This is a genomic window from Kitasatospora sp. NBC_01246 (assembly GCF_036226505.1).
GTDB lineage: Bacteria > Actinomycetota > Actinomycetes > Streptomycetales > Streptomycetaceae > Kitasatospora.
This window is the reverse complement of sequence record NZ_CP108484.1, coordinates 7,637,713-7,659,810: the sequence shown is the minus strand read 5'-3', so window position 1 is coordinate 7,659,810 and position 22,098 is coordinate 7,637,713. Positions and strand designations below refer to the sequence as shown.

Genomic DNA, 22,098 nt, shown 5'->3' with positions numbered 1-22,098 from the left:
CCGTCAGGCCCGGCCGGGTGCGGTCCCCCTCCCCACGGAAGCGGACCGCACCAGCCGGGCCGCCCCCGCGTGCAGCAGCCCGGCGGCCGCCGCGCCGACCAGGTACCAGCAGAGGTCCGGCGCGTTGAAGGTGGACCCGAGCACCAGCCGGGCCACCGTGCTGCGCCGCGCCAGGTCGTCGGGGACGCCGGTGAGCTGGAACAGCTCCACCGCCCAGCTCAGCCCCGCCGCCACCGCACCGGCGGCCACCGGACGCAGCCGCGGCGCGACGAGCACCACCAGGGCGTACACCAGCACCGTGTACAGCGCGTCGCCCGCGTACTTGGCGAACTCGCCCCCGCCGACCGCCCGCACCCCGAGCCCGGCCCCCACTACCAGCACCGCCGCCACCCCGGCCACCGCCCGGACCCCGCCACTCCCCCGAAGCTCACCCATCGGGCCACCCTAGGGGGTGTCGCGAGCCGGGGACCACCCGGTGCCGCGGTGGCGCCCGGTCGGTGGGGGACGGACAATCCTTGGTGGTCCCGGTCGGTCCGGAGCCGCCCCGCGCGCGGTCGGCGGGCGCCGCCGCCGACCCGTACGCGCACGCCTCATCGGGGGCGTCCACCGGTCGGCGGTGGTGGCACGATCCGGAGCTGACATGACCGATCCGCACACGATCCTCTGGCAGGCACGCCAAGGCCCCGTACCGACGGACTGGCACGTCTTCACCAAGAGGCGGGGCAAGCTGAAGGGGTTCTTCCGGGGGACGTCGGACGATCCGGACCCGCTGCTGGTCATCACCCCGGACGGCACCGTCGAGTACACGGACGAGCGCCACCCGCCGGCCGTCGTCGACTTCTACGCCCTCACCGACATCACCCTCCAGGTGAGGGGGCAGAGCTTCTCCGACAGCACCATGGTGAACCTCGCCGTGTGGATCGACCTCCAGTACCGCGACGGCACGAAGGCGAAGTGGCGGTCCGCGTCCTTCCCGGGCGACCTGCGGGCCGTCCAGGGCTTCATCGAGGCGTACGGCGCCCACAAAGCACTTCTCGGGGGCTGACGCCGCGCCCCGCCCCCGCAACCGCGGCACCGCCCCGGGCGTCCCTCCCTCCCGACGGGTTGTCCGGGCGGGCGGGTAACCTGCTGCCCGGCCCGCCGACGGGCCGGGTCCGCGCAGGTCGCGGGCGGGAACGACAGAGGACGGGGCGGGGCACCATGACGCAGCTCACCGAAGCGGTGGAGGAGTCCGGCGTACGGGCGGAAGCGGCCGGCCGGGGGCGGCGGTTCGCCGTCGACGGGTTCGCGCCGCACCACGACGGCCGCGCCCGCGAGCGCGGCAAGGCCCTGCGCGAGCGCATCCCGCGCGAGCGGCACGCCGAGTTCGCCACCGCCGACGACCGTCCGACCGCCATAGCGGCGATCGAGGCGTCCAACGCCGGGCGGATCACCGAGCTGGTCCCGATCCGGCTGGGCCGGATGGCGGCCACGCCGTTCGCCTTCCTGCGCGGCTCGGCCGGCCTGATGGCCGCCGACCTCGCCCCGACACCCACCTCCGGGATCACCGCCCAGCTCTGCGGCGACGCGCACGCGGCCAACTTCGGCCTGTACGGCGACGCCCGCGGGCAGCTGGTGATGGACATCAACGACTTCGACGAGACCGTGCCCGGCCCGTGGGAGTGGGACCTCAAGCGGCTCGCCGCCAGCCTGGTACTGGCCGGCCGCGAGGTCGGGGCCGACGAGACCACCGCCCGCCAGGCCGCGTTCGACGCCGCCGGCTCGTACCGCCGCACCATGCGCGCGCTGGCCAAGCTGCCCGTCCTGGACGCCTGGAACGCCGTCGCCGACGACCAGCTGGTCTCGTTCGCGCAGGCGCACGACCTGGCCGACGCCCTGCAGAAGGTCGGCGCGAAGGCGCTGGGCAACACGAGCGCCAGGTTCGCGGCCAAGTCCACCGTCCGCGCGCAGGACGGCGGCCTGCGGTTCACCGCGGCGCCCCCGGTGCTCAGCGAGGTCCCGGACGCGACGGCCGCCGCGGTGGCCGCCGCGCTGGGCCCCTACGTCGGCACGGTACCCGCGGAGCTGCACCCGCTGCTCGCCCGCTACCGGGTGCAGGACGTGGCGTTCCGCGTGGTGGGCACCGGCAGCGTCGGCACCCGCTCGTACGTCGTGCTGCTGACCGACCACCGGGAGCAGCCGCTGGTGCTCCAGGTGAAGGAGGCCCGGCCGTCGGTCCTGCTGCCGCACCTGGCCCGCGCCGGGTACCCGGTGACCGCGCCGGAGGGCCACGAGGGCCGCCGGGTGGTCCTCGGCCAGAAGCGGATGCAGGTGGTCAGCGACACCCTGCTCGGCTGGACCACCGTGGACGGACTGCCCTACCAGGTACGGCAGTTCCGCAACCGCAAGGGCAGTGTGGACCCGGCGGCGCTGCTGCCCGCCCAGCTCGACGACTACGCCCGGATCACCGGCGCCCTGCTCGCCCGGGCCCATGCGCACACCGCCGACCCGGGCCTGATCACCGGCTACTGCGGCAAGAACGAGGAGCTGGACGAGGCGGTCGCCACCTTCGCGGTGGCGTACGCGGACCGGACCGAGGCGGACCACGCCGACCTGGTCACGGCCGTCCGGGCGGGCCGGCTCCCGGCCGAGCACGGCGTCTGATCCCGGGCCCGGCGCCGCCCCGGTCGCCCGGGGCGGCGCCGCGCTCGCCCCTCAGCGCCGGGCGAGGTCCAGGAACGGCGCGACGACCGCGACGAACTCCGCCGGCCGGGTGTGGTGGACCAGGTGCCCGGCCTCGACGGTGACCACCCGGCAGTCGGGGATCCGCCCGGCCATCTCGGCGATCCGGTCCTGCGGGACGTGGCTCGCCCGGCCACCGGCCACCACCAGGGTGGGTGCGGTGATCGCGGCCATCCGCTCCAGCCAGACCGGCTCGGGGGTGTCCAGCTGCGCCTTGACCGGCTTCACCACCGCCCAGTCGAAGTCCACCGGCCCGGGGGGCGCGTCGGCCACCGGGGCCGCCGGCCGCGGGTAGGGCGCGGGGACGTCCTCCAGCACCAGCCGGCCGACCCGCTCGGGGTGCTCCTGCGCCAGCAGGTACGCCACCACACCGCCCATCGAGTGCCCGACGACATCGACCCGGTCCAGCCCGAGCGCGTCCAGGAAGGCGAGGACGTCGTCCCGCATCGGCTCGACGCCGTACCGGCCGGGCCGGCCGCTGTCCCCGTGGCCGCGCAGGTCGAGCGCGAGGACGCGGTGGCGCGGCGCGAGGTCCGGCAGCACGCCGGCCCAGTCGGTGGCCCGCTCGCCGAGCGCGTGCAGCAGGAGCAGCGGCGGGGCACCCGGCGGGCCGGACTCGCGGTAGGCGAGGGTGACCTCCGGCAGTTCCACGGTCCGATGATCGGTCATGCCGATCACCGTACGCCGTGGCCCCCGGCTGCCGACAGGCCGTTCGCCCACCGCTCAACCCGGCCGGTCCCGGTCCTATCCCCGGGCCCGTACCTCGCCGGCCCGCACCTTCCCGGCCTGTACCTCGCCGGCCTGTACCTCGCCGACCGGCACCTCGCCGACCGGCACCTCGCCGATCCGGCCGGGGGCGGGCGCTTCGGGTCCGGCCTGCCCGGGCAGCGGTACCGCCACCGGTCGCGCGTCCTCCCGGGCCGCCACCGGTCCGCCGTCCTCCCGGGCCGCCGCCCGGCTCGCGAGCACCGAGGCCAGCACCGCCAGGGCGGCCACCGCCGCGCAGACGGCACTGGCGGAGGTGTACGCGGCCCGGTGACCGCCACCGCCGCCCGTCGCGCGCAGGTAGACACCGGAGAGCGCCGAGACGCAGACCGCCGCCGCTATCCGCTGCGCCATCTGCAGGATCGCCCCGCTCACCCCGGCCGCCTCGGCGGGCGCATGGCGCAGCACGTACGCCTGGTTGGTCGCGCCCATCACGCCCGCGGCCGCGCCGCCGAGCAGTTGCAGCCCCGCCAGCAGCCAGGGCAGCCCACCCGTCGGCGCCCACCGCACGACCAGGCCGCCGGTGAGCATCACCAGCGCCGCGAGCGTCAGGCCCGCGGTGACGGTCCGCCGGCCGAAGCGCTGCACCACCCGCCAGGCGAGCGCCGAGGCGACGCCCATCGAGACCGCCGAGGGCAGCGCGACCAGCGCCGCGCCCATCGGGGAGAGGCCGAGCCCGTCCTGCAGGAACATCGCCAGCACCAGCCCGGCCGCCACGGACGAGCCGAACTGGGCCATCGCCACCGCCGTGCCGAGCGCGTACGGCGCGGACCGGGTGAGCGCCGGGTGGATCAACGGGTGCCCGCCGGCCCGGGCGCAGCGGCGCTGCCACCACACCAGCGCGCCCAGCAGCAGGGCCGCGCCGGCGCCGAAGGCCAGCCAGCCGGTCCAGGCGGGCGGCTGCACGAACGGCAGCATCAGCACCAGGGTCAGCGCGGCGACCAGCAGCAGCCCGACCAGGTCGAGGTCGGCGTTGCGGGCACTGGGGCGCGGGCGCGGCAGGCAGCGGGCCGCCAGCACGACGGTCGCCAGCCCGAACGGCACGTTGAGCAGGAACGTCAGCCGCCAGCCGAACCCCGGTCCGACCGCGGCCAGGACGGCGCCGCCGATCGGCGGCCCGAGCGCGAAGGCCAGGCCGCCGGTGACGGCGTACATCCCGAGCGCCCGGGCCCGCAGCTGGCCGTCGAACACGTCCTGGATGGTGCCGATCATCTGGGAGTTGACCAGCCCGGCCCCGGCGCCCTGGAGCAGCCGGGCGGCCACCAGCACCCAGGGCTCGGTCGCGGTCGCGGAGAGCACGCTGACGGCGGTGAACACGGCCAGGCCGGTGACGAAGAACCACTTGCGGCCGCGGACGTCGCCGAGCCGCCCGCCCGGGACCAGGGCCAGGCCGAAGGCGAGCGAGTAGCCGGCGACGATCCACTGCAGATGGGCGGGGCCGGCGTGCAGGCTCTCCCGGAGGGCGGGTATCGAGGTGTTGAGGACGGACTGGTCGAGCAGGGTGGTGAACCCGCCCGCGACGCAGACCAGCAGGACGCGGCGCCCGGCCGCGTCGAAGCGCTCCCGGGGCGGCGCCGCCGGGCCGGGGGCGGGGGTCACGGCTCGACCACCACCAGGACGTAGCGGGCGGCCTCGGGCCCCGGGCTGCGGAACCGGGTGCTGTCAGCGGTGAACCGCAGGCAGTCGCCGGCCGCGAGCTGCTGCGGCTCGCCGTCGACGGTCAGCTCCAACCGGCCCTCCAGCAGCCAGAGGTGGTGCTCCAGGCCGGGGACGGACGGCCGGTCGTAGGCGATGTCGGCGCCCGCCGGCAGCAGTCCCTCGATGATCTCGGCCCGCAGCGAGCCGTCCGGCGGGGACACCGAACGCCGCACGAACCCCGTCGCCTCGTCACGCCAGACCCGCTGCTCCCCGGCCCGGACCAGCCCGGCCGGGGCCGACTCGACCTCGGCGAGCAGCCGCGACATCGTGCGCCCGTACACGGCGCAGAGCCGGCCGAGCAGGGCGGCCGTCGGGCTGACCTCCGCCCGCTCGACCCGGGACAGCGTGGACCGGCTCACTTCTGCCCGGCGCGCCAACTCCTCCAGCGTCCAACCGCGTTCGACGCGGAGTTCGGCCAGTCGGATGGCCAGCCGCTCGTCGGCGGCCGTATCGATTCCCATATTCGCGATGCTATCCCGGATATGGGATCACCTACAGGGCGCGGGCCCCGGTCGAGCGGCCCGGCGGGGGGGGCGCCGGCGCGTGGCGTGCACGGCCGCACCCCGGCGGTGCCACCGGTGTGCGGCCGGTGCGCGGCGCGACCACCCCGGCGGCACCGGCCGCTCCGCGCCCCGGCGCCCACCCGGCGGTACGTCAGCAGTCCGGGGCCTCCGAGGCCGCAGGTCCGGGTCGGCCCGGCGCCTCCGGCGTGCCGCCCGCGGGAGCGGCACGGCCCAGCGTGCGGATCGCCGGGATCGCGAACAGCGCCACGCAGCCCGCCAGGCAGGCACCCGCCGACACCAGCAGCAGCCGCCCCGGGGAGGCCAGCGCGGTGGCCGGTCCTGCCAGGATCTGACCGAGCGCGATCCCGGACACCGAGCCCGCCAGCTCGTACGCGCTGACCCGGTTGAGCACCGCGGGCGGGGTGTGGGTCTGCACACTGGTCGCCCACATCACCGACCAGAACGCCCAGGCGCCGCCGCCGAGCACGTGGCCCGCCAGCAGCACCGGCAGGCCGGTGTCCAGTGCGACGCAGAGCGGCAGCACGGTGTACAGCGCCATCGCCGCCGCACCGGCGGCCAACGGCCGGGCCGGGCGCACCCGCAGGGCCAGCAGCCCGCCGAGCACCGTTCCGACGCCGAGGAAGGAGACCGCCAGACCGTAGGCGTTCGGGCCGAGCCGGGCACCGACCAGCGCCGAGCTGAGCGGCACCAGCGGACCGAAGAGCAGCACGCCGTAGCCCACCCAGATCAGGATCACCGCCCACATCCAGGTGCGCGCACGGAACTCCTGCCAGCCCTGGCGCAGGTCGCGGCGGAGCGAACCGCCGGTGCGGGCACCGGGGTCGGCGCCCGCCGGGGAGCCGGCGGCGGGCGGGGCGGCCTCGGGCGCGCCGGCCGGGGCGAGCCGGATGAGCGCCAGGCACAGGGCGCTGAGCAGGAAGGTGGCGCCGTCGATCGCGTAGACCGTCCCGGCGCCGGTCAGCGCGATCAGCAGGCCCGCCAGGGCCGGGCCGAGCAGTTGGGCGAGCGCGTCGGCCACCTTGAGCGTGGCGTTCGCCCGCTGCGGCTCGCGGGCGACCAGCGGGACCATCCCGTTCACCCCGGGCTGGAACATCGCGGTGGCCGCACCCGCCAGCGCCGCCATGGTCACCAGCAGCCAGAACGGCGGCGGTCCCACGAAGAACGCGGCGGCCAGCACCCCCTGGGTGAGCACCCGGGCGAGGTCCGCGCCGACCATCATCCGGCGCGCACCGACCCGGTCGGCGAGCACCCCGCCGAACAGGACCAGGGTGACGACCGTCCCGGTCCAGATGCCGAGGACGATGCCGACCCCGGAGATCCCGTAGAGCGCGCCGACCGCGAGTGCGGTGGCGACCGGCATCATCGCGTCGCCGACCAGCGAGACCGCGCGGGCGACGAAGTAGAGCGTGAAGCGCCGGTCCCACAACGGGGGCCGGGCGGGCGGCGGACCGGTCCGGGCGGCGCGAGCGGTCCGGACGTTCCGGGTGGTCCGGACGTTCCGGGTGGTCCGACTGTTCTGCGCGTCCTTGGTGTTCTGGCTGTTCGGTGCGTTCTGGGTGTGCGTCTGCGAGGTGGTCACAGCACGATGGTGGTCTGGACCATTCGACCACCCCAGTGTCCCGAACGACATGATGGGGTACTTTCGCGCCATGACGCTTCGTCCGCCGCCCGGATTCCCGGCGCCGCACCGGGTCGTGGCCCTGCTCCAGCCCCCGCAGTCGACCTTCCTGCTGGCCTGCGCGACCGAGGTGCTGGGCGACCACGGCCCGGCGATCCCCGCCCGCTACACGGTCGAGGTCTGCACCGAGCACCCCGGCCCGGTGCGGACCCAGGTCGGCTACGACCTGCTGGTCACGGCGGGCCTGGACGCGCTGGAGCGCGCGGACACCGTCCTGGTCCCCGGCTGGCAGCAGCCGGCCGGCACCGAGGTGCCGCCGGCGGTGGTCGAGGCGGTCCGCCGGGCGCACCGGCGCGGCGCGCGGATCGTCGGCATCTGCTCGGGCGCCTTCGTGCTCGCCGCCGCCGGACTGCTGGACGGCCGACGGGCCGCCACCCACTGGGCCCGGGCCGCCGAACTGGCCGACCGGTTCCCCCAGGTCCGGGTCGACCCCGCGGTGCTCTACGTGGACCACGGCGATGTCGCCACCAGCGCCGGATCGGCGGCCGGCGTCGACCTCTGCCTGCACCTGGTGCGCACCGACCACGGCGCCGCGCACGCGATGCGGATCGCCCGGCAGATGGTGATGCCGCCGCACCGCGAGGGCTGCCAGCTGCAGTACGCCGAACTGCCGACCTCCGGACCGGTCACCGACTCGCTGGCCCCCCTGCTGGAGTGGCTGGGCGGGCGGCTGGACCAGCAGGTCAGCGTCGCCGAGATGGCGCTCCATTCCCAGGTCTCGGGCCGCACGCTGACCCGGCGCTTCACCGAGCAACTGGGCATCAGTCCCGGACGCTGGCTGCTGGACCGGCGGATCGCCGCCACCCGGGCCCTGCTGGAGGAGACCGACCTGCCGGTGGAGACCATCGCGCACCGGGTCGGCCTCTCCTCGGCGGTCAACCTGCGCCGGCGCTTCCACGAGGCACTGCGCACCACGCCCGCCGCCTACCGGCGGGCCTTCCGCTCGGACCCGACCCGATAGGCGGGCCGCCGCGCGACCGCCCGGGGCCGGGTGGAACCACCCCGCCGAAACGCCCCTGACCTGGCCCGATAGGGTCGGTGGGCCGGGCGGGTGCGGAGCACGCACCACCACGGGGACGTCGCACCGCGCGGCGGGCCCGGCCGTCGTCACCGTGTCACCACCAGGTCGGGGGAAGAAGTGCGCCGTTCCACAGGTCTCGTCAGTACCGTGCTCGCGCTGCTGTGCGCGGCGGGCTGCTCGTCCGCCGCCGGCGGGAGCGCCGCCGGGCCGTCGGCGAGCGCCTCGGCGAGCGTCTCGGCGTCGGCGGGCGCTCCGGCGGCGCCCACGGGTGCCACGAGCGCCCCGGCCGGGCCGTCCGCGGAGCATGCCGCCGCCGTGCGCGAGGCCGCGGCCGCCACCGGCCGCACCAGCGCCAGGGTCGGCCAGACCGTGCAGCTCACCAACGGCGACACCACGTACAACCTGGCCGTGGCCGGGGACTTCGACATGGCGGCGGACCGGGGGCAGCTCGGCGTCGACCTCCCCGGGGGCGCGATCAGCCACCTCGACGAGGTCTTCGCCGACGGCCAGGTGTACGTGCGCGGCTCGGCGGGAGTGCCCGCGGGGTCCTGGGCGGCGATCGACCGCGAGCGGACCGTCGCGCACGCCCTGCTCCGGTCGCCGGTCAACGACCCGGAGCACGTCCTGCAGCAGCTCTCCACGCTGACCCGGGTCGTCCGCAACGGGGAGGAGGAGCTGGACGGCGTCCGCACCGTGCGGTACAGCGGCGTGCTGGCCGACGACGCCGTCGTCCTGCGCCTGGCACCGGAGGTCCAGGCCAAGCTGGCGACCTACCGGAGCCTCGGCGGCGGCGACCTCCGGATCCCGGCCGAGGTCTGGGTCGACCCCCAGGGCCGGGTGGCGAAGGTCCGGCTGGTCCTGGACATGGACCCGATCCACGCCGTCACCACGGTCGCCTTCACCGAGTTGGGCAAGCCGGTGAAGGTGTCGCCGCCCCCGGCGAAGAGCACCAGCGCGGTCACCGAGCTCTCCGGCGTCCTCACCGGCTGACCGGCCCGCGCCGGGCGCGGAGCCGGTCCCGCACGCCTGCGGCCTGCGCCGCGACCTACGGCGGACGGCCTCCCCGCCGGTGTTACCCACCTGGTTCACGACCCTTCCAAAGCCGTGAACTGCCGGTCATATGATGTCCGCGATCGGGGGCCGACCAGGGCCCGCGCACCAAGGGGGATCATGTTCGGGATCATCAGGCCGTGTCGGCACCGGCTCTCCGAGCGGCTGCAGGCCTCGTGGATGGCTCATCTGTGCGGACTCTGCCTGGCACTCAGGGACGACCACGGCCAACTGGCCCGGACGGCCACCAACTACGACGGTCTGATCATCTCGGTGCTGGTCGAGGCACAGAGCGCGAAGGACGACGCCTCCTGGCGCCGCACCGCCGGGCCCTGCCCGCTGCGCGGGATGCGCACCGCCTCGGTCGCCAAGGGCGAGGGCGCCCGGCTGGCGGCCGCCGTCTCGCTGGCGCTCGCCTCGGTGAAGATCCGCGACCATGTCGAGGACCGGGACGGCGTGTTCGCCCGGCGCCCGGTCGCCGCCGGGGCCCGCGCCGTCACCAGGCGCTGGGACCGCAAGAGCGCGGGCGGCGCCTCGGCGGTCGGCTTCGACACCGCCGTCCTGCTCGACGCGGCCTCCCGCCAGGGCGCGTTGGAGCGTGCGCTGCCCCCGGGCGGGTCCGTCCTGCTGGTCACCGAGCCGACCGAGAGCGCCACTTCGGCGGCGTTCGCCCACACCGCCGTCCTGGCCGGCCGGCCCGGCAACGCCGAACCGCTGGCGGAGGCGGGGCGTCTGTTCGGCCGGCTCGCCCACCTGCTGGACGCCGCCGAGGACCAGGCCGAGGACGCCGCGAGCGGAGCCTGGAACCCGCTCACGGCGACCGGCACCGACCGGGCCGAGGCCGAACGCCTCTGCCGGGACGCCGTCCACGGCATCCGGCTCGCGCTGCGCGAGGTGGAGCTGACCGACCGGGCCCTGGTGCACACCCTGCTCGCGCACGAGACGGAGCGGGCCGTGGAGCGCGTCTTCGGCCCGGCCGCGCACACCGCCACCTGCCGGACCCGGACGGCGCCCGCCGACGGCGCCGCCGGGCACGGTTCCGCCGGGAACGGGGGCGTCGGGCTCGGCTCCGACCCCTACGGTTCCGACCCGTACCGGTCGGCGCCCCGGCAGGACCCGGGGCAGGCGCCGCCCGCCGGTCCCGGCGCGCCGATCCCGCCCTGGGTGCCGCAGGGCCCCGGGTTCACCCCGCCCGGCGGCCGCCCCCCGCACCGGCGCAACCTGCTGGCCGGCTGCGCGGTCTGGGCGCTGATGGCCTGCACCTGCCAGCTGATGTGCTGCTCGCACGACGATCCGTTCTCGCGCGAGCGCAAGGAGGGGTGGTGTGCACGGCAGGACGTCGACTGCGGGGACTGCGGGGACTGCTGCAGCAACTGCGGTGACTGCTGCAACTGCTGTGGAGACGGCGGGTGCTGCGACGGCTGCGGATGCGACGGGTGCGACTGCGGCTGCGACTGCTGAGCACCCCCGCCCTGCGCGGGCCGGGCGCGATCGCCGCCCGCGCAGGGCCGCTGACCCCACCTCAGGCGGAGCCGGCGTCGTCCGCGAGGCCGGGCCGCCCGGCGCGGCGGCTCCGACCTGCGACGGACCACGGCTCCGCGACTTCTTCGCCCCGCTGCCCGCCGAGGGCCTCGCCGGGCCGTACTCCTGCCCAGCGCGCGGCGCGGCGACGAGGCGCCGGAGGCGGCGGCCGACTGGGAGCGAACCTGGCAGCAGCTGACGGGCTGGCGGCGCTGGCTGGACCTGCCCGAGGGCGGTCACCTGTCCTTCTGTGACCTGCCCTGGGTGCTGGAAGCCTTCGGGGTGCGCGACCGGATACCCGCCGGAGACGGCACGCCCGCAGTACGGCATCCTCCGCGGCGAACGCGCGCTCGCCGCGTCCCGGGCCTGCCTGGGCGCCTTCTTCGACCAGCACCTGCTCGGCCGCCCGAGCGCACTGCTGAACGGCCCCTCTGCGGACTACCCGGAGGTCCGCTTCGTGAAGTAGTCCACGCCCGCACCGGCAGCCACGGCCACGCCGACACCGGCGCCGACAGCGACACCCGCACCGGCGCCGGCGCCGGCGCCGACTCCCGAGCAGCCGGCTCCCCCGCCCCGGGCCGGCCCGGCCGGGTCCGGCAGCGGGACAGGTCCCGCCACCGGCAGCCCGCCCGTCGCCGAACCGGACAGCGGGTCCGGCAGCGAACCCGACCAGGGGGCGGACACCGGCCCGCGCTGCCAGAGCGGCAGCACCGCGACCGGCCCGCGCTCACCGGCCGTCGTCACCCCGGACTCACGCATCGAACCCCGCCTCGGCGGCCGCCCGACGGTCCGCCGTCAGCGAGTCGCCCAGGCGCGCCAGCAGCACCCGGAAGCGCTCCGTGTCCTGCTCCGTCATCCGCCCGTCGGGCAGCGCCCGCCCGCCCTGCTCCTCGACCGTTCCCTCGTTCATGCCGCCAACGCTAGGCGTCGGCGATCAACGGCCGATAAACACCCACATCACGCAGGCACCACGGGTACCACGAAGCTCCGGGCACACCGACGGGCCGCTGCCGTCGCGGCCGTTACGCCCGGCCGAGCACCCGGTCGACGGTGATCTCGATGACCACGCGGTCCGGGTTCACCCGGGGCTCGCGGTATCGCTCGGTGTACCGCCGGACGGCATCGGCCACCGCGTCCGGCTCGTTCCGCACCACGGCCACGCCCTCCAGCGTCGACCAGCGCGCGCCGTCCACCTGGCAGACCGCCACCCGCATGCCCTCGGCCCCGGCGGCCTGCACATTGCGCACCTTGCGACTGGTCCGGCTGCTGATCACCCGCGCCGTCCCGGTCTCCGGCTGGTACGTCACCCCCACCGGCACCACGTGCGGCGAGCCGTCGGGGCGCCGGGTGGTCAGCGTGGAGATGTGCCGCTCCCGCCAGAAGGCGAGGAAGGCTTCGTCGAGTGCGTGCGGATCATGGGCCATGCCCGCGATCGTACGGCGCCCGGCCCGGTGCGCGGGGCACCGGGCCGGGCATCGCCCGCGGTCACCTGCCGGAGCCGGCTGCCGGCTGCCGGCTGCCGGGGCCGGGGCCGGGGACCATCGCGGTCAGTGGCCGCGCGCGATCCACTCCGGAAGTGCGGGCGCCTCGGCGGCGATCGTGGTCGGGTCGCCGTGGCCGGTGCGGACCACCGTCTCCGGGGGGAGCGAGAGGAGGCGGTCCCGGATCGAGTCGATGATCGTCGGGAAGTGCGAGAACGACCGGCCGGTGGCGCCCGGGCCGCCCTGGAAGAGGGTGTCGCCGGTGAAGACCGTGCCGAGCCCGGGCGCGTGGAGGCAGACCGCGCCGGGCGCGTGGCCGGGGGTGTGCAGCACGGTCAGCTCGGTGCCGGCCACCTCGATCCGCTGTCCGTCGGCGAGTTCGCCGTCCGGCAGGCGGTCCGGGTGGGTGAGCTTCCAGAGCGGCAGGTCGTCCGGGTGCAGCAGGATCGGCGCACCGGTGCGGTCGGCGAGCGCCGGGGCCGCGTCGATGTGGTCGTTGTGCGCGTGGGTGGAGACGATCGCCAGCAGGCGGCGCCCGCCGAGGGCCGCCTCGATCGCCTCGGCGTCGTGCGCCGCGTCGATCACCACGGCCTCGTCGTCGTCACCGACGATCCAGACGTTGTTCTCCACCTCCCAGCTGCCGCCGTCGAGGTCGAAGGTGCCGGCCGTGACCAGCCGGTCGATCCGCGCGCCGCTCACAGGATCACCACCGAACGGAGCACATCACCCTCGTGCATGCGCGCGAACGCCTGCTCCACGCCGTCGAGTTCGATGGTCTCGCTGACGAACGCGCCGAGGTCCAGCCGGCTCTGGAGGTAGAGGTCGATCAGCATCGGGAAGTCCCGCGACGGCAGGCAGTCGCCGTACCAGGAGGACTTCAGCGCGCCGCCCCGGCCGAACACGTCCAGCAGCGGCAGCTCCAGCGTCATCTCCGGCGTCGGGACGCCGACCAGGACGACCGTGCCGGCCAGGTCACGGGCGTAGAACGCCTGCTTGTACGTCTCCGGGCGGCCGACCGCATCGATCACGACGTCCGCGCCGTGGCCGCCGGTCAGCTCGCGGATCGCCTCCACCGGGTCGGCGGTGCGGGAGTTGATGGTGTGGGTGGCACCGAGCTTCTCCGCGGTGATCAGCTTGCGGTCGTCGATGTCCACCGCGATGATCTTCCCCGCGCCGGCCAGCCGCGAGCCGAGCACGGCCGCGCCGCCGACACCGCCGCAGCCGATCACCGCGACCGAGTCGCCCCGGCCGACGTTGCCGGTGTTGATCGCGGCGCCGATGCCCGCCATCACACCGCAGCCCAGCAGGCCCGCGACGGCCGGCTCGGCCCTCGGGTCGACCTTGGTGCACTGGCCGGCCGCGACCAGGGTCTTCTCCGCGAACGCGCCGATGCCCAGCGCCGGGGACAGCTCGGTGCCGTCCAGCAGCGTCATCTTCTGCTTGGCGTTGTGCGTGTCGAAGCAGTACTGCGGGCGCCCGCGCTCGCACGCGCGACACTGGCCGCAGACCGCACGCCAGTTGAGGACGACGAAGTCACCGGGCACGACCTCGGTGACGCCCTCGCCGACCGACTCCACGATCCCCGCCGCCTCGTGCCCCAGCAGGAACGGGAAGTCGTCGTTGATGCCGCCCTCCCGGTAGTGCAGGTCCGTGTGGCAGACGCCGCAGGCCTGGATCCGCACCACCGCCTCGCCCGGCCCGGGGTCGGGTACGACGATCGTCGTCACCTCCACGGGCGCGCCCTTGGCACGCGCGATGACTGCCTTCACCTGCTGGGCCATCCGATTCCACCTCCGTCGGCCGGTGCGGCTCTGCACCGGCGTGACCTGCGTCAAACGACTTGCCCACGAAGCGTATCGCCCAGTGCGGGGCGCGCCCGGCGAACGGCCCCGGTGATGCCGCTCACCGCCTCCGGGCGGCGGGGGCGCGTGGGCGCGACCGAGCGCCCGTCATCGGCCCCTCAACCACCCCGCGTTGGCTGGAATGGTTGCTGACTGTGGCTCGGCGCCCACGTACGGTCGTAACGACCCGTCCGACTCACCTGCCCCGTCCGCCCGCGTCGCCGCCCGGACCGGCCGCACCGTGCCAGGCCTCCCCGACCGACCGTTTCCGCCGATCCGCCCCGCTCCGCACCACCCCGACACCCCCTGCGCCGTCCCGACCGCCCATCCAGACCGCCCGCCTCGACCGCATGCCCCACCCCCGCGCACCTCCCCGGATCCACCCCCCGTCGGGCCGCCCCCGCGGCCCACCGCCCTGGAGTCTGGAGTACGGATGTCCGCCGAGAACAGTGCCACCCGTGCCACGACCGGCACCGCCGAGACCCATGCGCCCGGCCCGCCCCGTCCGGCCCCGGCGTCCCACCCGGCCGCGCCGCCCGCGCTGGCCGGCCCACCTGCCCTGCCCGCGCTGCCGCCGCTGCACTGCCTGCGGCGCCTCGAACCGGGCCCGCCGCGCCTCGGGGCGCTGCCCACCGGCACCCCGGTCTGGCTGGTCAGCCGGCACGCCGACGTCCGGCAGGTGCTGACCGATCCGCGCCTGGGCCGCGCCCCGCTCTACGCGCCCGAGGCACCCCCGCTCACGCTCACCCCGAACCTCCTGGACAACCCGGAGGGCATGCTGAACCTCGACGGCGTCGACCACCAGCGGCTGCGCCGCACGGTGCAGCGGGCGTTCACCCCGCGCGCGATAGCCCGCTGGCGGCCCTGGGTCGCCTCGGTGGTTGAGGCCCTGCTGGACGAGCTGATCGACCAGGGCTCCCCCGCCGACATCATCGCCGCCTACACCCGCCCGCTGCCGGTGGCCGTGATCAGCAGGCTGATGGGCCTCGACGGCCTGGACGGCAAGCGCCTCGCCCACTGGAGCGACCACGCGCTCTCCACCACCGCGCACTCGACCGAGTCGGTCCGGGTGGCCATGGAGGAGTTCGCCGGTTTCGGGGCCGGCCTGATCGCCGAACGCCGGGCCGCGCCCGGTGACGACCTGGTCAGCGGCCTGCTCGCAGCGGCCCGGGAGAGCGGGGGCATCACCGAGCGGCAGCTGGTCTCGCTGGTGATCGGCCTCGTGGTGGCCGGGCACGAGACGACCATGACGATGCTCGGCAACGCCCTGGTGTATCTGCTGAGTGACGGCCGCGAGGCCTGGCACCGGCTGGCCTCCGACGAGCAGAGCGCGGCCGCCGCCACCGAGCAGTTGCTGCGCGGCGTCCCGCTCGGGGACGGCGACGCACTCCCCGGTCTGTTCCGGCGCGCCGTCGAGGAGGTGGAGATCGGCGGCGTGGTGATCCCGGCCGGCAGCGTGGTCGCCGCCGACACCACGACCGCCAACCACGACCCCGAGGTCTTCACCGGCGATCTGCTGACCGAGCTCTTCTCGCCGCTGGCCGCGCCGATGTACACCTTCGGCGCCGGGCCGCACCACTGCCTGGGCGCCTGGCTCGCCCGGATGGAACTGGAGCTGGCCCTGCACCGGCTGGCCCGCCGCTTGCCCGCGCTGCGACTCGTCGGGCCGACGGACTCCATCGACTGGCGGCGCGGGCTGCTGACGCGCAGTCCGAACACGCTCCAGGTCTCCTGGTGACACCGGACTCGGCCGGGCCCGCGCCGGACACCCGGCGGGCGGGCTCCCGGCAGCCCTCCTCCCCGACCGCTCCCGCTCCCGCGGCCGCGGTTGCGGCGGCTGCGGCCGGAGGCCCGCCCCAGGAGGACGACCCGGTGGTGGTCCGGGTCGACCGGGACCGCTGCATCGGCTCGGGCATGTGCGCGCACACCGCTCCCGGCTCGCTGGCGCTGGGCGCCGACGGCGTGGCCCACCCCCTGCGGGGATCCGCGCCCGACGGCGGACCGGCCGGCGAGCGGCTGACGGAGCGACTCGCCGAGGCCGTCGACTGCTGCCCGGTCGAGGCGCTCGCCCTGCACTCGGCACGGGACGGCCGCCGGGTCGCGCCGTCCGACTGAGACCGCCGGCGCCGCCCTCCGGCCCGGGGAGCGGCGGCGCCGACCGCCCCGGACGGCCGCTCAGGCCCGGGCGGCGGCTTCCGCGCAGGCCAGCGCGGCGCGGAGCTCGCTCACCGGGTCCCCCTCGTGGTACGGCCGCTCACTGGTCTCGATGTGGTCCAGGAACTCCTGGTACCGCACCGCGTAGGCGAGGTGGTAGAGCGGCTCGACCAGCGCCAGGGCGCGCTCCGGATCCGACCCGGGGGCGTGCTCCCGCCAGGCACCGGCCCACACTGCGGCGACCTGCGCCCAGCGCTCGTCGGACACGTACTGCCGGGGGCGCAGCCCGTCCAGCGCCGGGTGCCCGAAGCAGGAGTCCGCGTAGTCGACGACCACCGCCCGCGTGCCGTCGGAGCGCCAGTTCCCGGGGTGGAAGTCCCCGTGCACCAGGGTCTCGGGCAGCCCGCAGGCGGCCAGCTCCGCGACCAGCGCGGGCAGCCGGTCCGCGAGCGCCCGGGCGGCGGCGAACTCCTCGGCCGTCAGCGACTCACCGGACGCTCCCGGGCCGGCCGGCTCCGCGGCGCCCTCCGCTTCCCGCTCCAGACGGTCGAGCAACGCGCCCACCTGGGCGACCAGCGTGCGCGGGGTGCGGTCCCGCAGGCCGGCCGCGGCGGCCCGGCCGTCGGCGGCGAGCGCCGCCTGGGCGGCGACCAGCCGGGGCACCACGGCAGCGACCTCCTCCCCGGACGGACCCCAGCAGTCCTCCCCGGGCGCGTGGTCGAGCAGCAGCCGCCCGTGCACCGGGTCGGTGCCGAGCAGCCGCGGCACCAGGGTGGGATCGACGCTGCCGAGCAGCGCGATCACCGCGCCCTCGTCGGCGTTGAACGCCGGGTTGGTCACCTTCAGCCAGGCGTCGACGCCGGTCGCCGTCCGGTAGCGGAAGAGTCCGGACAGGTTCCACGTCCGGACCTGCTCCACCGGGCCGGCCACCGGACGGCCCACCCGGTGCAGCGTCCGCTCCGCCCAGTCGAGGGTGGCCCGCAGCCCGGCCTGGGTGGCCCAGCCGGCCCGCCGCTCGGCCGGCCCGAGCAGGGCGGCCGCCTCGGCACCCGCCTGACGCGGCACCAGGGCGGCCGGGCGCTCCAGTGCCTCCGCGTGGTAGACCACGTGCCCGCCGCTGCCGCCGCCACCCGCCGCCACCTCGGCGAGCCGGAGCACCAGCACGGGCACCCCCAGCTCCTCGGACAGCCGCTCGACGACCGGCCCGGCCGACGACCACCACGCCCCGTCCACCTCGAACGGCCCTACCGGGCCGAGGTATTCACTGCCGTGGGTGACGTGGATGCTGACCGTCCGACCGTTCGCCTGTTCCATCCGCGCAGGGTCCCCCACCCGTTCGACGTGCGCAATCGGTTTTCCGCGCACCGCCTCCGCCCACCACCTCCGCCTCGGCTGCGCCACCGAACCGAGCGACCGACCGACCGACCGACCAGGCTGACTCCCCCACTGCCCCTGCGTGCTCTGCGCGCCCGAGGTGACGGGGCGCCACCGCCGACTGCACTGGGCGCCCGAAGTGGCGGACGTCCGGAGCAGGGGCCGGCACATCGTCGGGGTGGCGGGCGGTGACGTGCCGGACCGGGCGCTCACCGTGGGCCTCCGGCACTCCCACCGCCTGCCGAAGGTAGCCATGTTCGAGTGCGCGTGCAGCACCCGATGAGCTGGGTCGAGGAAGCCGCCACACGGCTTTGCGCGACCGGCCCGGCCGAACCGGACGGCCTCCTCGACGGCCACCCGCTGATGGTCAGGCCGGTCGATCCCGGCCGGCACCGGCCGCTGTTCGGCAGCGCGGTCGGCTTCTACATGCGGGTGCCGGTGCCCGTCGTCCAGCTGGTGTGGCCGGACGCGGGCGGCCGACGGCCCTGGGAGGAGGCGGCGTCCAGTGGCTGCCGGGCCCAGCCGCGCCTCCGGCTCCCCGTCGCCGCCCACCCTCCGGGGGTCCGGACGGACGAGGCCGCCCGGACCCCGGCGCCGGACCCCGACGGTCCGAGGGCCCCTCGGCCGCTACGGGATCACCACCCCCGCACCTGAGACCCGGACGCGGGTGTCGTCCGCGCGCAGCTCGACGCCCAGCACGCCCGGGCGGCCGAGGTCCTCGCCCTGGTGGATCGTCAGGGTGGCCGGTGCGGTCACCGCGCCCCGCTCCCGCAGGTAGGCGCCGAAGGCGGCGGCCGCCGCGCCCGTCGCCGGATCCTCCACGACGCCGCCGACCGGGAACGGGTCACGGGCGTGGAAGACGTGCTCGCTCTCCCGCCAGACCAGCTGCACGGTGGTGAGCCCGCGGGCCGTCATGTAGGCGGCGAGGCCGTCGAAGTCGTAGTCCAGCCGGGCCAGCCGGTCACGGGTGGCGGCGGCCAGCACCAGGTGCCGGGCGCCGGCGTAGGCGATCCGGGGCGGCAGCGCCGCGTCCAGCTCGTCGGCCGACCAGCCGAGCAGGGCGAGCGCCTCCTCGACGTCCGCGCCGCTCACCTCCTCGATGTGGGGCTCGACGCTGGTCAGCGTGGCGCGCAGGACGCCGTCCGCGCCCTTGTCCACCTCGATCGGCACCTCGCCGGCCTGCGTGGCGAAGACGAACCGGCCCGGGCCCGTCCGCTCGGCGAGCGCGACGGCGGAGGCGACGGTGGCGTGGCCGCAGAACGGCACCTCCAGCAGCGGGCTGAAGTACCGCACGGTGTAACCGGCCCCGGCCGGGCCCGCGACGGAGCCGGCCGCGTCCGGTATCAGGAAGGCCGTCTCGGAGTAGCCGAGCTCGGCGGCTATGGCGAGCATCCGCTCCGCGGACAGGCCGGAGGCGTCGAGCACCACACCGGCCGGGTTGCCACCGCCGGGGTCGGTGGAGAAGGCCGCGTAGCGCAGGACGTCGCTCTGGGGAGCTGCCGCGGGCGCGTCGTCAGTGATCATGCCCGGTCGAACACCGTCGTTCGGCCGCCTGTTCCCACCCGTCGGCCCCGATCGGTGGTGCGCCGCACGTCGCACGCCCCTCCCCGGCCCGCGCGCCCCCGACGCACCACCGCCGACGACCCGCCGGTCCGTCCCGTCCTGTCCGGTCCCGGGGCCCTCCCTCGCGCCGGCACCGCGCCGGCACCGCGCCGGCACCGCACCGTCAGCGCAGCACCGCCTCCAGCAGGTCCGAGCCCAGCCGGGCACTGCCCGCCAGGTCGAGCTGGTACAGCATGTACCGCCCGCGCCGCCGGGTGGTGAGCAGCCCGGCCCGACGCAGCACCGCCAGGTGCCGCGACACCTCCGGCGCGCTGAGCTGCCAGGCCGCCGCCAGCTCCCCCGTGGTGTGCGGACCGCGCGCCATCGTGCGGGCGAGCCGGAGCCGGACCGGGTGGGCCAGCGCCTCCAACCGCTGCTGCACCACGGCGAGCGAGACCGGCTCGGGCAGCCCGCCCTCCGCGATCGGGTACTGCACCACCGGCCGCCACCCGGGCTCGTGCACCACCAGCAGGTGCGGGTGCCCGAAGGCGGTCGGCACGAAGGTCACTCCCCCGGCGTCGGACCGGGTGGCGCTGTCCTGCAGCTTGTCGATGACGATCCGCCGCCGCCCGTCCGCCCGCTCCTCCAGGGCGATCGAGGAGGACACCGCCGCCAGGGCGCTGCCGAGGCCGTGCCGGGCCAGCCGGTCCGCCTTGTGCCGGGCGTCGGCCGCGAGGTCCGGCAGCACCCGGCGCCAGGCAGCCGCGAAGAACGCCTCCCCGCAGTCCTCCAGCAGCCGGCGGAGCAGGGCCCGGACGGCCGGCGGGTCGGCGAACAGCCGGTCGGCGAAGGCCGCCTGGCGAGGGCCCCGGGCCATCGCGAGCTCCCGGGCCCGCTCCTGCGCCACGGGGTCGCTGAGCGGCGAGTCGCGCCGCTCGGAGAGCCGGGACGTCCCGCAGGTCATGAAGGAGGCCGCCCGGACGTACAGCTCGTCGTCGATCCGGTCGACGGCGTCCAGCTCCTCGGCCAGGGTGGCCCCCGGCCGACCCGGGACGAGGAAGTCGGCCCGCGAGGAGCGCCAGAGGAAGTCGGCCTCGGAGAGGCGTTCGGACAGCTCCGGGGGGAGCGAGGCGGCCGTGCTCGCCGCCCAGCCGTGCAGCCCGGGGTGGTGCGCGGGCTCGGCGAGGACGTGCAGCATCGAGCTCAGCTCGGCCAGCGGCGAGGGGGTGAAGAAGACGCGGTCGTCGGGCAGCGCGGTGATGTCGATGCTGAGGCTCACTCCGGTGATCCTGCCAGCCCGTCACGACGGCAGCGCCGTCGATTGACGGGAGTCGTCAATCGGCGTGCTGCGGGGCGGTGCGCGGCCGCACGGTACCGGCCATGAACCAGCTCCAGCAGAAGTCCCGCTCCGCAGAGGCCTCCGCCCGGGCCGGCCGGCCGCCGGGCCCGACCGCCGCCCGGCCCGGGCCGGCCGCCCTGCTGGCGCTGCTCACCGCCGCCGGTGGCCTCCGCTACGCCACCGCGCTGCTGGTGGACGCGCTCGGCACCGGTCTGCTCCGCCCGTTCATGCTCCTCTACGGCATCGGGGTGCTGCGGCTCGGCGCGGGCACGGTCGGCCTCGCGCTCTCCGCCGGTCTGCTGGCGGGCCTGCTGGTGCTCCCGCTGACCGGCCGCTGGATCGACCGCGGCGCGCGCAGCCTCCCGGCGGCGGCGACCCTGCTGATCAGGGCGGTGGGCTCGGTGGTGCTGCTGTCCGCGGACGGCCTCGGCGGGTTCACGGCGGCCGCCGTGCTGCTCGGCATCGGCGGCCAGAACTGGCCGACCACCCACGCGGCGCTGGTCAGCACCCTCACCGAGGGGCGCACCCGGGACGCCGCGCTGGCCGCCGGGCGGACGCTGCGCAACGCGGGTCTGGGTGCGGGCGCGCTGCTCGCCACCCTGGCGGTGACCGGCGGGTCGGGCGCGATCCGGCTGCTGGCCGGGGCGACGGCCGCCGCGTGCCTGGTCGCGGCGGCGCTGGTGCACTCGCTCCGGGTCACCGACCCCGGCGCCGCGGCTGCCCCGAGCCCCGCACCGGCCACCGCACCGGACCCGGCCCTGGCCGCCGACCGGGCCCCCGACCCGACGGCCGGCTCCGCCGCGGCTCCGGTGCTGCGCCGGATCGGCCTGCTCAGCATCGCCGCCCTCCCCTACGCGTTCTGCTTCGACGTCCTGGAGGTCGCCCTGCCCGCGCTGCTGGTCCTCCATCTGCACGCGTCCCCGGCCTGGTCCTCCGGGGTGTTCGTGGGCAACACCGTGCTGGTGATCACGCTTCAGCTCGCGATCGTGCTCCGGCTCGCCCGCCGTTCGCGACGGGCCGTGCTGGCCTCCGCCGGAGCGGTCCTGGCGCTCTCCTACCTGGGTTTCTGGGCGGCGTGGGCGATCGGCGGCACCGCTGGTGCGGCCACCGTGGCGGCCGTCTCGGTGCTGTTCACGCTGGGCGAGATCCTCTACAGCGGCTCGGGGACGGCCCTGGTCGCCGCCGTCGCGCCGCCCCGGCTGCTCGGGCGGGCGCTCGCCCGCTGGGAGCTGTCGACGGGCGTCGGCCGCGCGCTGGCCCCGGCCGTGCTGACCGCGCTGCTGGCCGCCGGGCCGGGCGTGCTCTGGCCCGCGCTGGCGGCCGCCACCCTGCTCGCGGCCGGGGCGGTGACCAGGCTGGCTCCGCCGGGGTGACCGGTCGGCGGTGGGA

Annotated in this window: 23 protein-coding genes; 10 read left to right on the top strand and 13 right to left on the bottom strand. The window is 76.3% G+C overall.

The features are described 5' to 3' along the window. Positions 1-3 precede the first annotated feature (3 nt). Positions 4-435, bottom strand: coding sequence for a ribosomal maturation YjgA family protein (locus tag OG618_RS32425; protein ID WP_329491164.1), 432 nt, complete (start codon positions 433-435; stop codon positions 4-6). Between the two features lie 205 nt (positions 436-640). On the opposite strand from OG618_RS32425, the gene OG618_RS32420 reads away from it, so the two are divergent. Both OG618_RS32420 and OG618_RS32415 read left to right on the top strand, forming a co-directional pair. After that, complete coding sequence (locus OG618_RS32420; protein ID WP_329491163.1) at positions 641-1,045, top strand: hypothetical protein; 405 nt, start codon at positions 641-643, stop codon at positions 1,043-1,045. A gap of 155 nt (positions 1,046-1,200) precedes the next feature. Next, on the top strand, positions 1,201-2,643 hold the full coding sequence (locus OG618_RS32415) for a DUF2252 domain-containing protein (protein WP_329491162.1): 1,443 nt from the start codon (positions 1,201-1,203) through the stop codon (positions 2,641-2,643). Positions 2,644-2,694: 51 nt separating this feature from the next. On the opposite strand, the gene OG618_RS32410 is transcribed toward OG618_RS32415, so the two are convergent. From OG618_RS32410 to OG618_RS32395, 4 genes are all read right to left on the bottom strand, one after another. Then, a complete protein-coding gene (locus tag OG618_RS32410; RefSeq protein ID WP_329491161.1) occupies positions 2,695-3,390 on the bottom strand; it encodes an alpha/beta fold hydrolase in 696 nt (231 codons plus the stop codon). A 75-nt stretch (positions 3,391-3,465) separates the two neighbouring features. Next, a complete protein-coding gene (locus OG618_RS32405; protein WP_329491160.1) occupies positions 3,466-5,085 on the bottom strand; it encodes an MFS transporter in 1,620 nt (539 codons plus the stop codon). Next, positions 5,082-5,645, bottom strand: coding sequence for a helix-turn-helix domain-containing protein (locus tag OG618_RS32400; RefSeq protein ID WP_329491159.1), 564 nt, complete (start codon positions 5,643-5,645; stop codon positions 5,082-5,084). The genes OG618_RS32405 and OG618_RS32400 overlap by 4 nt, the downstream gene beginning before the upstream one ends. Before the next feature lie 193 nt (positions 5,646-5,838). Further along, entirely contained in the window at positions 5,839-7,287 is a 1,449-nt protein-coding gene (locus OG618_RS32395) for an MFS transporter (RefSeq protein ID WP_329491158.1), read from the bottom strand. A 70-nt stretch (positions 7,288-7,357) separates the two neighbouring features. Between OG618_RS32395 and OG618_RS32390 the strand changes: the two genes are divergently transcribed. The 4 genes from OG618_RS32390 (at position 7,358) to OG618_RS32375 (ending at position 11,444) form a co-directional block, all read left to right on the top strand. Further along, positions 7,358-8,347, top strand: coding sequence for a GlxA family transcriptional regulator (locus OG618_RS32390; protein ID WP_329491157.1), 990 nt, complete (start codon positions 7,358-7,360; stop codon positions 8,345-8,347). A gap of 207 nt (positions 8,348-8,554) precedes the next feature. Continuing rightward, complete coding sequence (locus OG618_RS32385; RefSeq protein ID WP_329491156.1) at positions 8,555-9,397, top strand: LppX_LprAFG lipoprotein; 843 nt, start codon at positions 8,555-8,557, stop codon at positions 9,395-9,397. Between the two features lie 180 nt (positions 9,398-9,577). Next, on the top strand, positions 9,578-10,918 hold the full coding sequence (locus OG618_RS32380; RefSeq protein ID WP_329491155.1) for a DUF5685 family protein: 1,341 nt from the start codon (positions 9,578-9,580) through the stop codon (positions 10,916-10,918). A gap of 310 nt (positions 10,919-11,228) precedes the next feature. Then, positions 11,229-11,444, top strand: a complete 216-nt coding sequence (locus OG618_RS32375) for a hypothetical protein (RefSeq protein WP_329491154.1) — start codon at positions 11,229-11,231, stop codon at positions 11,442-11,444. On the opposite strand, the gene OG618_RS32370 is transcribed toward OG618_RS32375, so the two are convergent. The 5 genes from OG618_RS32370 to OG618_RS32350 form a co-directional block, all read right to left on the bottom strand. After that, on the bottom strand, positions 11,417-11,737 hold the full coding sequence (locus tag OG618_RS32370) for a hypothetical protein (RefSeq protein WP_329491153.1): 321 nt from the start codon (positions 11,735-11,737) through the stop codon (positions 11,417-11,419). The two genes, OG618_RS32375 and OG618_RS32370, sit on opposite strands and share 28 nt — an antisense overlap. Further along, positions 11,730-11,888 (bottom strand): hypothetical protein, encoded by a 159-nt coding sequence (locus tag OG618_RS32365; protein ID WP_329491152.1) that lies wholly within the window; start codon positions 11,886-11,888, stop codon positions 11,730-11,732. The genes OG618_RS32370 and OG618_RS32365 overlap by 8 nt, the downstream gene beginning before the upstream one ends. A gap of 112 nt (positions 11,889-12,000) precedes the next feature. Next, complete coding sequence (locus tag OG618_RS32360) at positions 12,001-12,402, bottom strand: pyridoxamine 5'-phosphate oxidase family protein (RefSeq protein ID WP_329491151.1); 402 nt, start codon at positions 12,400-12,402, stop codon at positions 12,001-12,003. Positions 12,403-12,525: 123 nt separating this feature from the next. After that, positions 12,526-13,158: an MBL fold metallo-hydrolase gene (locus OG618_RS32355; protein ID WP_329491149.1), complete on the bottom strand. Its 633-nt coding sequence runs from the start codon at positions 13,156-13,158 to the stop codon at positions 12,526-12,528. Further along, positions 13,155-14,240 (bottom strand): S-(hydroxymethyl)mycothiol dehydrogenase, encoded by a 1,086-nt coding sequence (locus OG618_RS32350; RefSeq protein ID WP_329491148.1) that lies wholly within the window; start codon positions 14,238-14,240, stop codon positions 13,155-13,157. The genes OG618_RS32355 and OG618_RS32350 overlap by 4 nt, the downstream gene beginning before the upstream one ends. Positions 14,241-14,733: 493 nt before the next feature. On the opposite strand from OG618_RS32350, the gene OG618_RS32345 reads away from it, so the two are divergent. Together OG618_RS32345 and OG618_RS32340 are read left to right on the top strand one after the other, a co-directional pair. Next, complete coding sequence (locus tag OG618_RS32345; protein WP_329491147.1) at positions 14,734-16,038, top strand: cytochrome P450; 1,305 nt, start codon at positions 14,734-14,736, stop codon at positions 16,036-16,038. After that, positions 16,035-16,415: a ferredoxin gene (locus OG618_RS32340; RefSeq protein WP_329491146.1), complete on the top strand. Its 381-nt coding sequence runs from the start codon at positions 16,035-16,037 to the stop codon at positions 16,413-16,415. Before OG618_RS32345 ends, OG618_RS32340 begins: the two co-directional genes overlap by 4 nt. A 60-nt stretch (positions 16,416-16,475) precedes the next feature. Here OG618_RS32340 and OG618_RS32335 read toward each other — a convergent pair whose 3' ends face one another. Further along, positions 16,476-17,768: a phosphotransferase gene (locus tag OG618_RS32335; RefSeq protein ID WP_329491145.1), complete on the bottom strand. Its 1,293-nt coding sequence runs from the start codon at positions 17,766-17,768 to the stop codon at positions 16,476-16,478. 321 nt (positions 17,769-18,089) lie between these two features. On the opposite strand from OG618_RS32335, the gene OG618_RS32330 reads away from it, so the two are divergent. Next, positions 18,090-18,482, top strand: a complete 393-nt coding sequence (locus tag OG618_RS32330) for a DUF4262 domain-containing protein (protein WP_329491144.1) — start codon at positions 18,090-18,092, stop codon at positions 18,480-18,482. Here the strand turns inward: OG618_RS32330 and OG618_RS32325 are convergent. Both OG618_RS32325 and OG618_RS32320 read right to left on the bottom strand, forming a co-directional pair. Then, positions 18,456-19,352 carry a PhzF family phenazine biosynthesis protein gene (locus OG618_RS32325; RefSeq protein WP_329491143.1) on the bottom strand — a complete coding sequence of 299 codons (897 nt, stop codon included), beginning with the start codon at positions 19,350-19,352 and terminating at the stop codon, positions 18,456-18,458. The two genes, OG618_RS32330 and OG618_RS32325, sit on opposite strands and share 27 nt — an antisense overlap. A gap of 202 nt (positions 19,353-19,554) precedes the next feature. Further along, positions 19,555-20,649, bottom strand: a complete 1,095-nt coding sequence (locus OG618_RS32320) for a DUF5937 family protein (protein ID WP_329491142.1) — start codon at positions 20,647-20,649, stop codon at positions 19,555-19,557. Between the two features lie 101 nt (positions 20,650-20,750). Here OG618_RS32320 and OG618_RS32315 point away from each other — a divergent pair, with 101 nt between their 5' ends. After that, on the top strand, positions 20,751-22,082 hold the full coding sequence (locus tag OG618_RS32315; RefSeq protein ID WP_329491141.1) for an MFS transporter: 1,332 nt from the start codon (positions 20,751-20,753) through the stop codon (positions 22,080-22,082). Positions 22,083-22,098 lie beyond the last annotated feature (16 nt).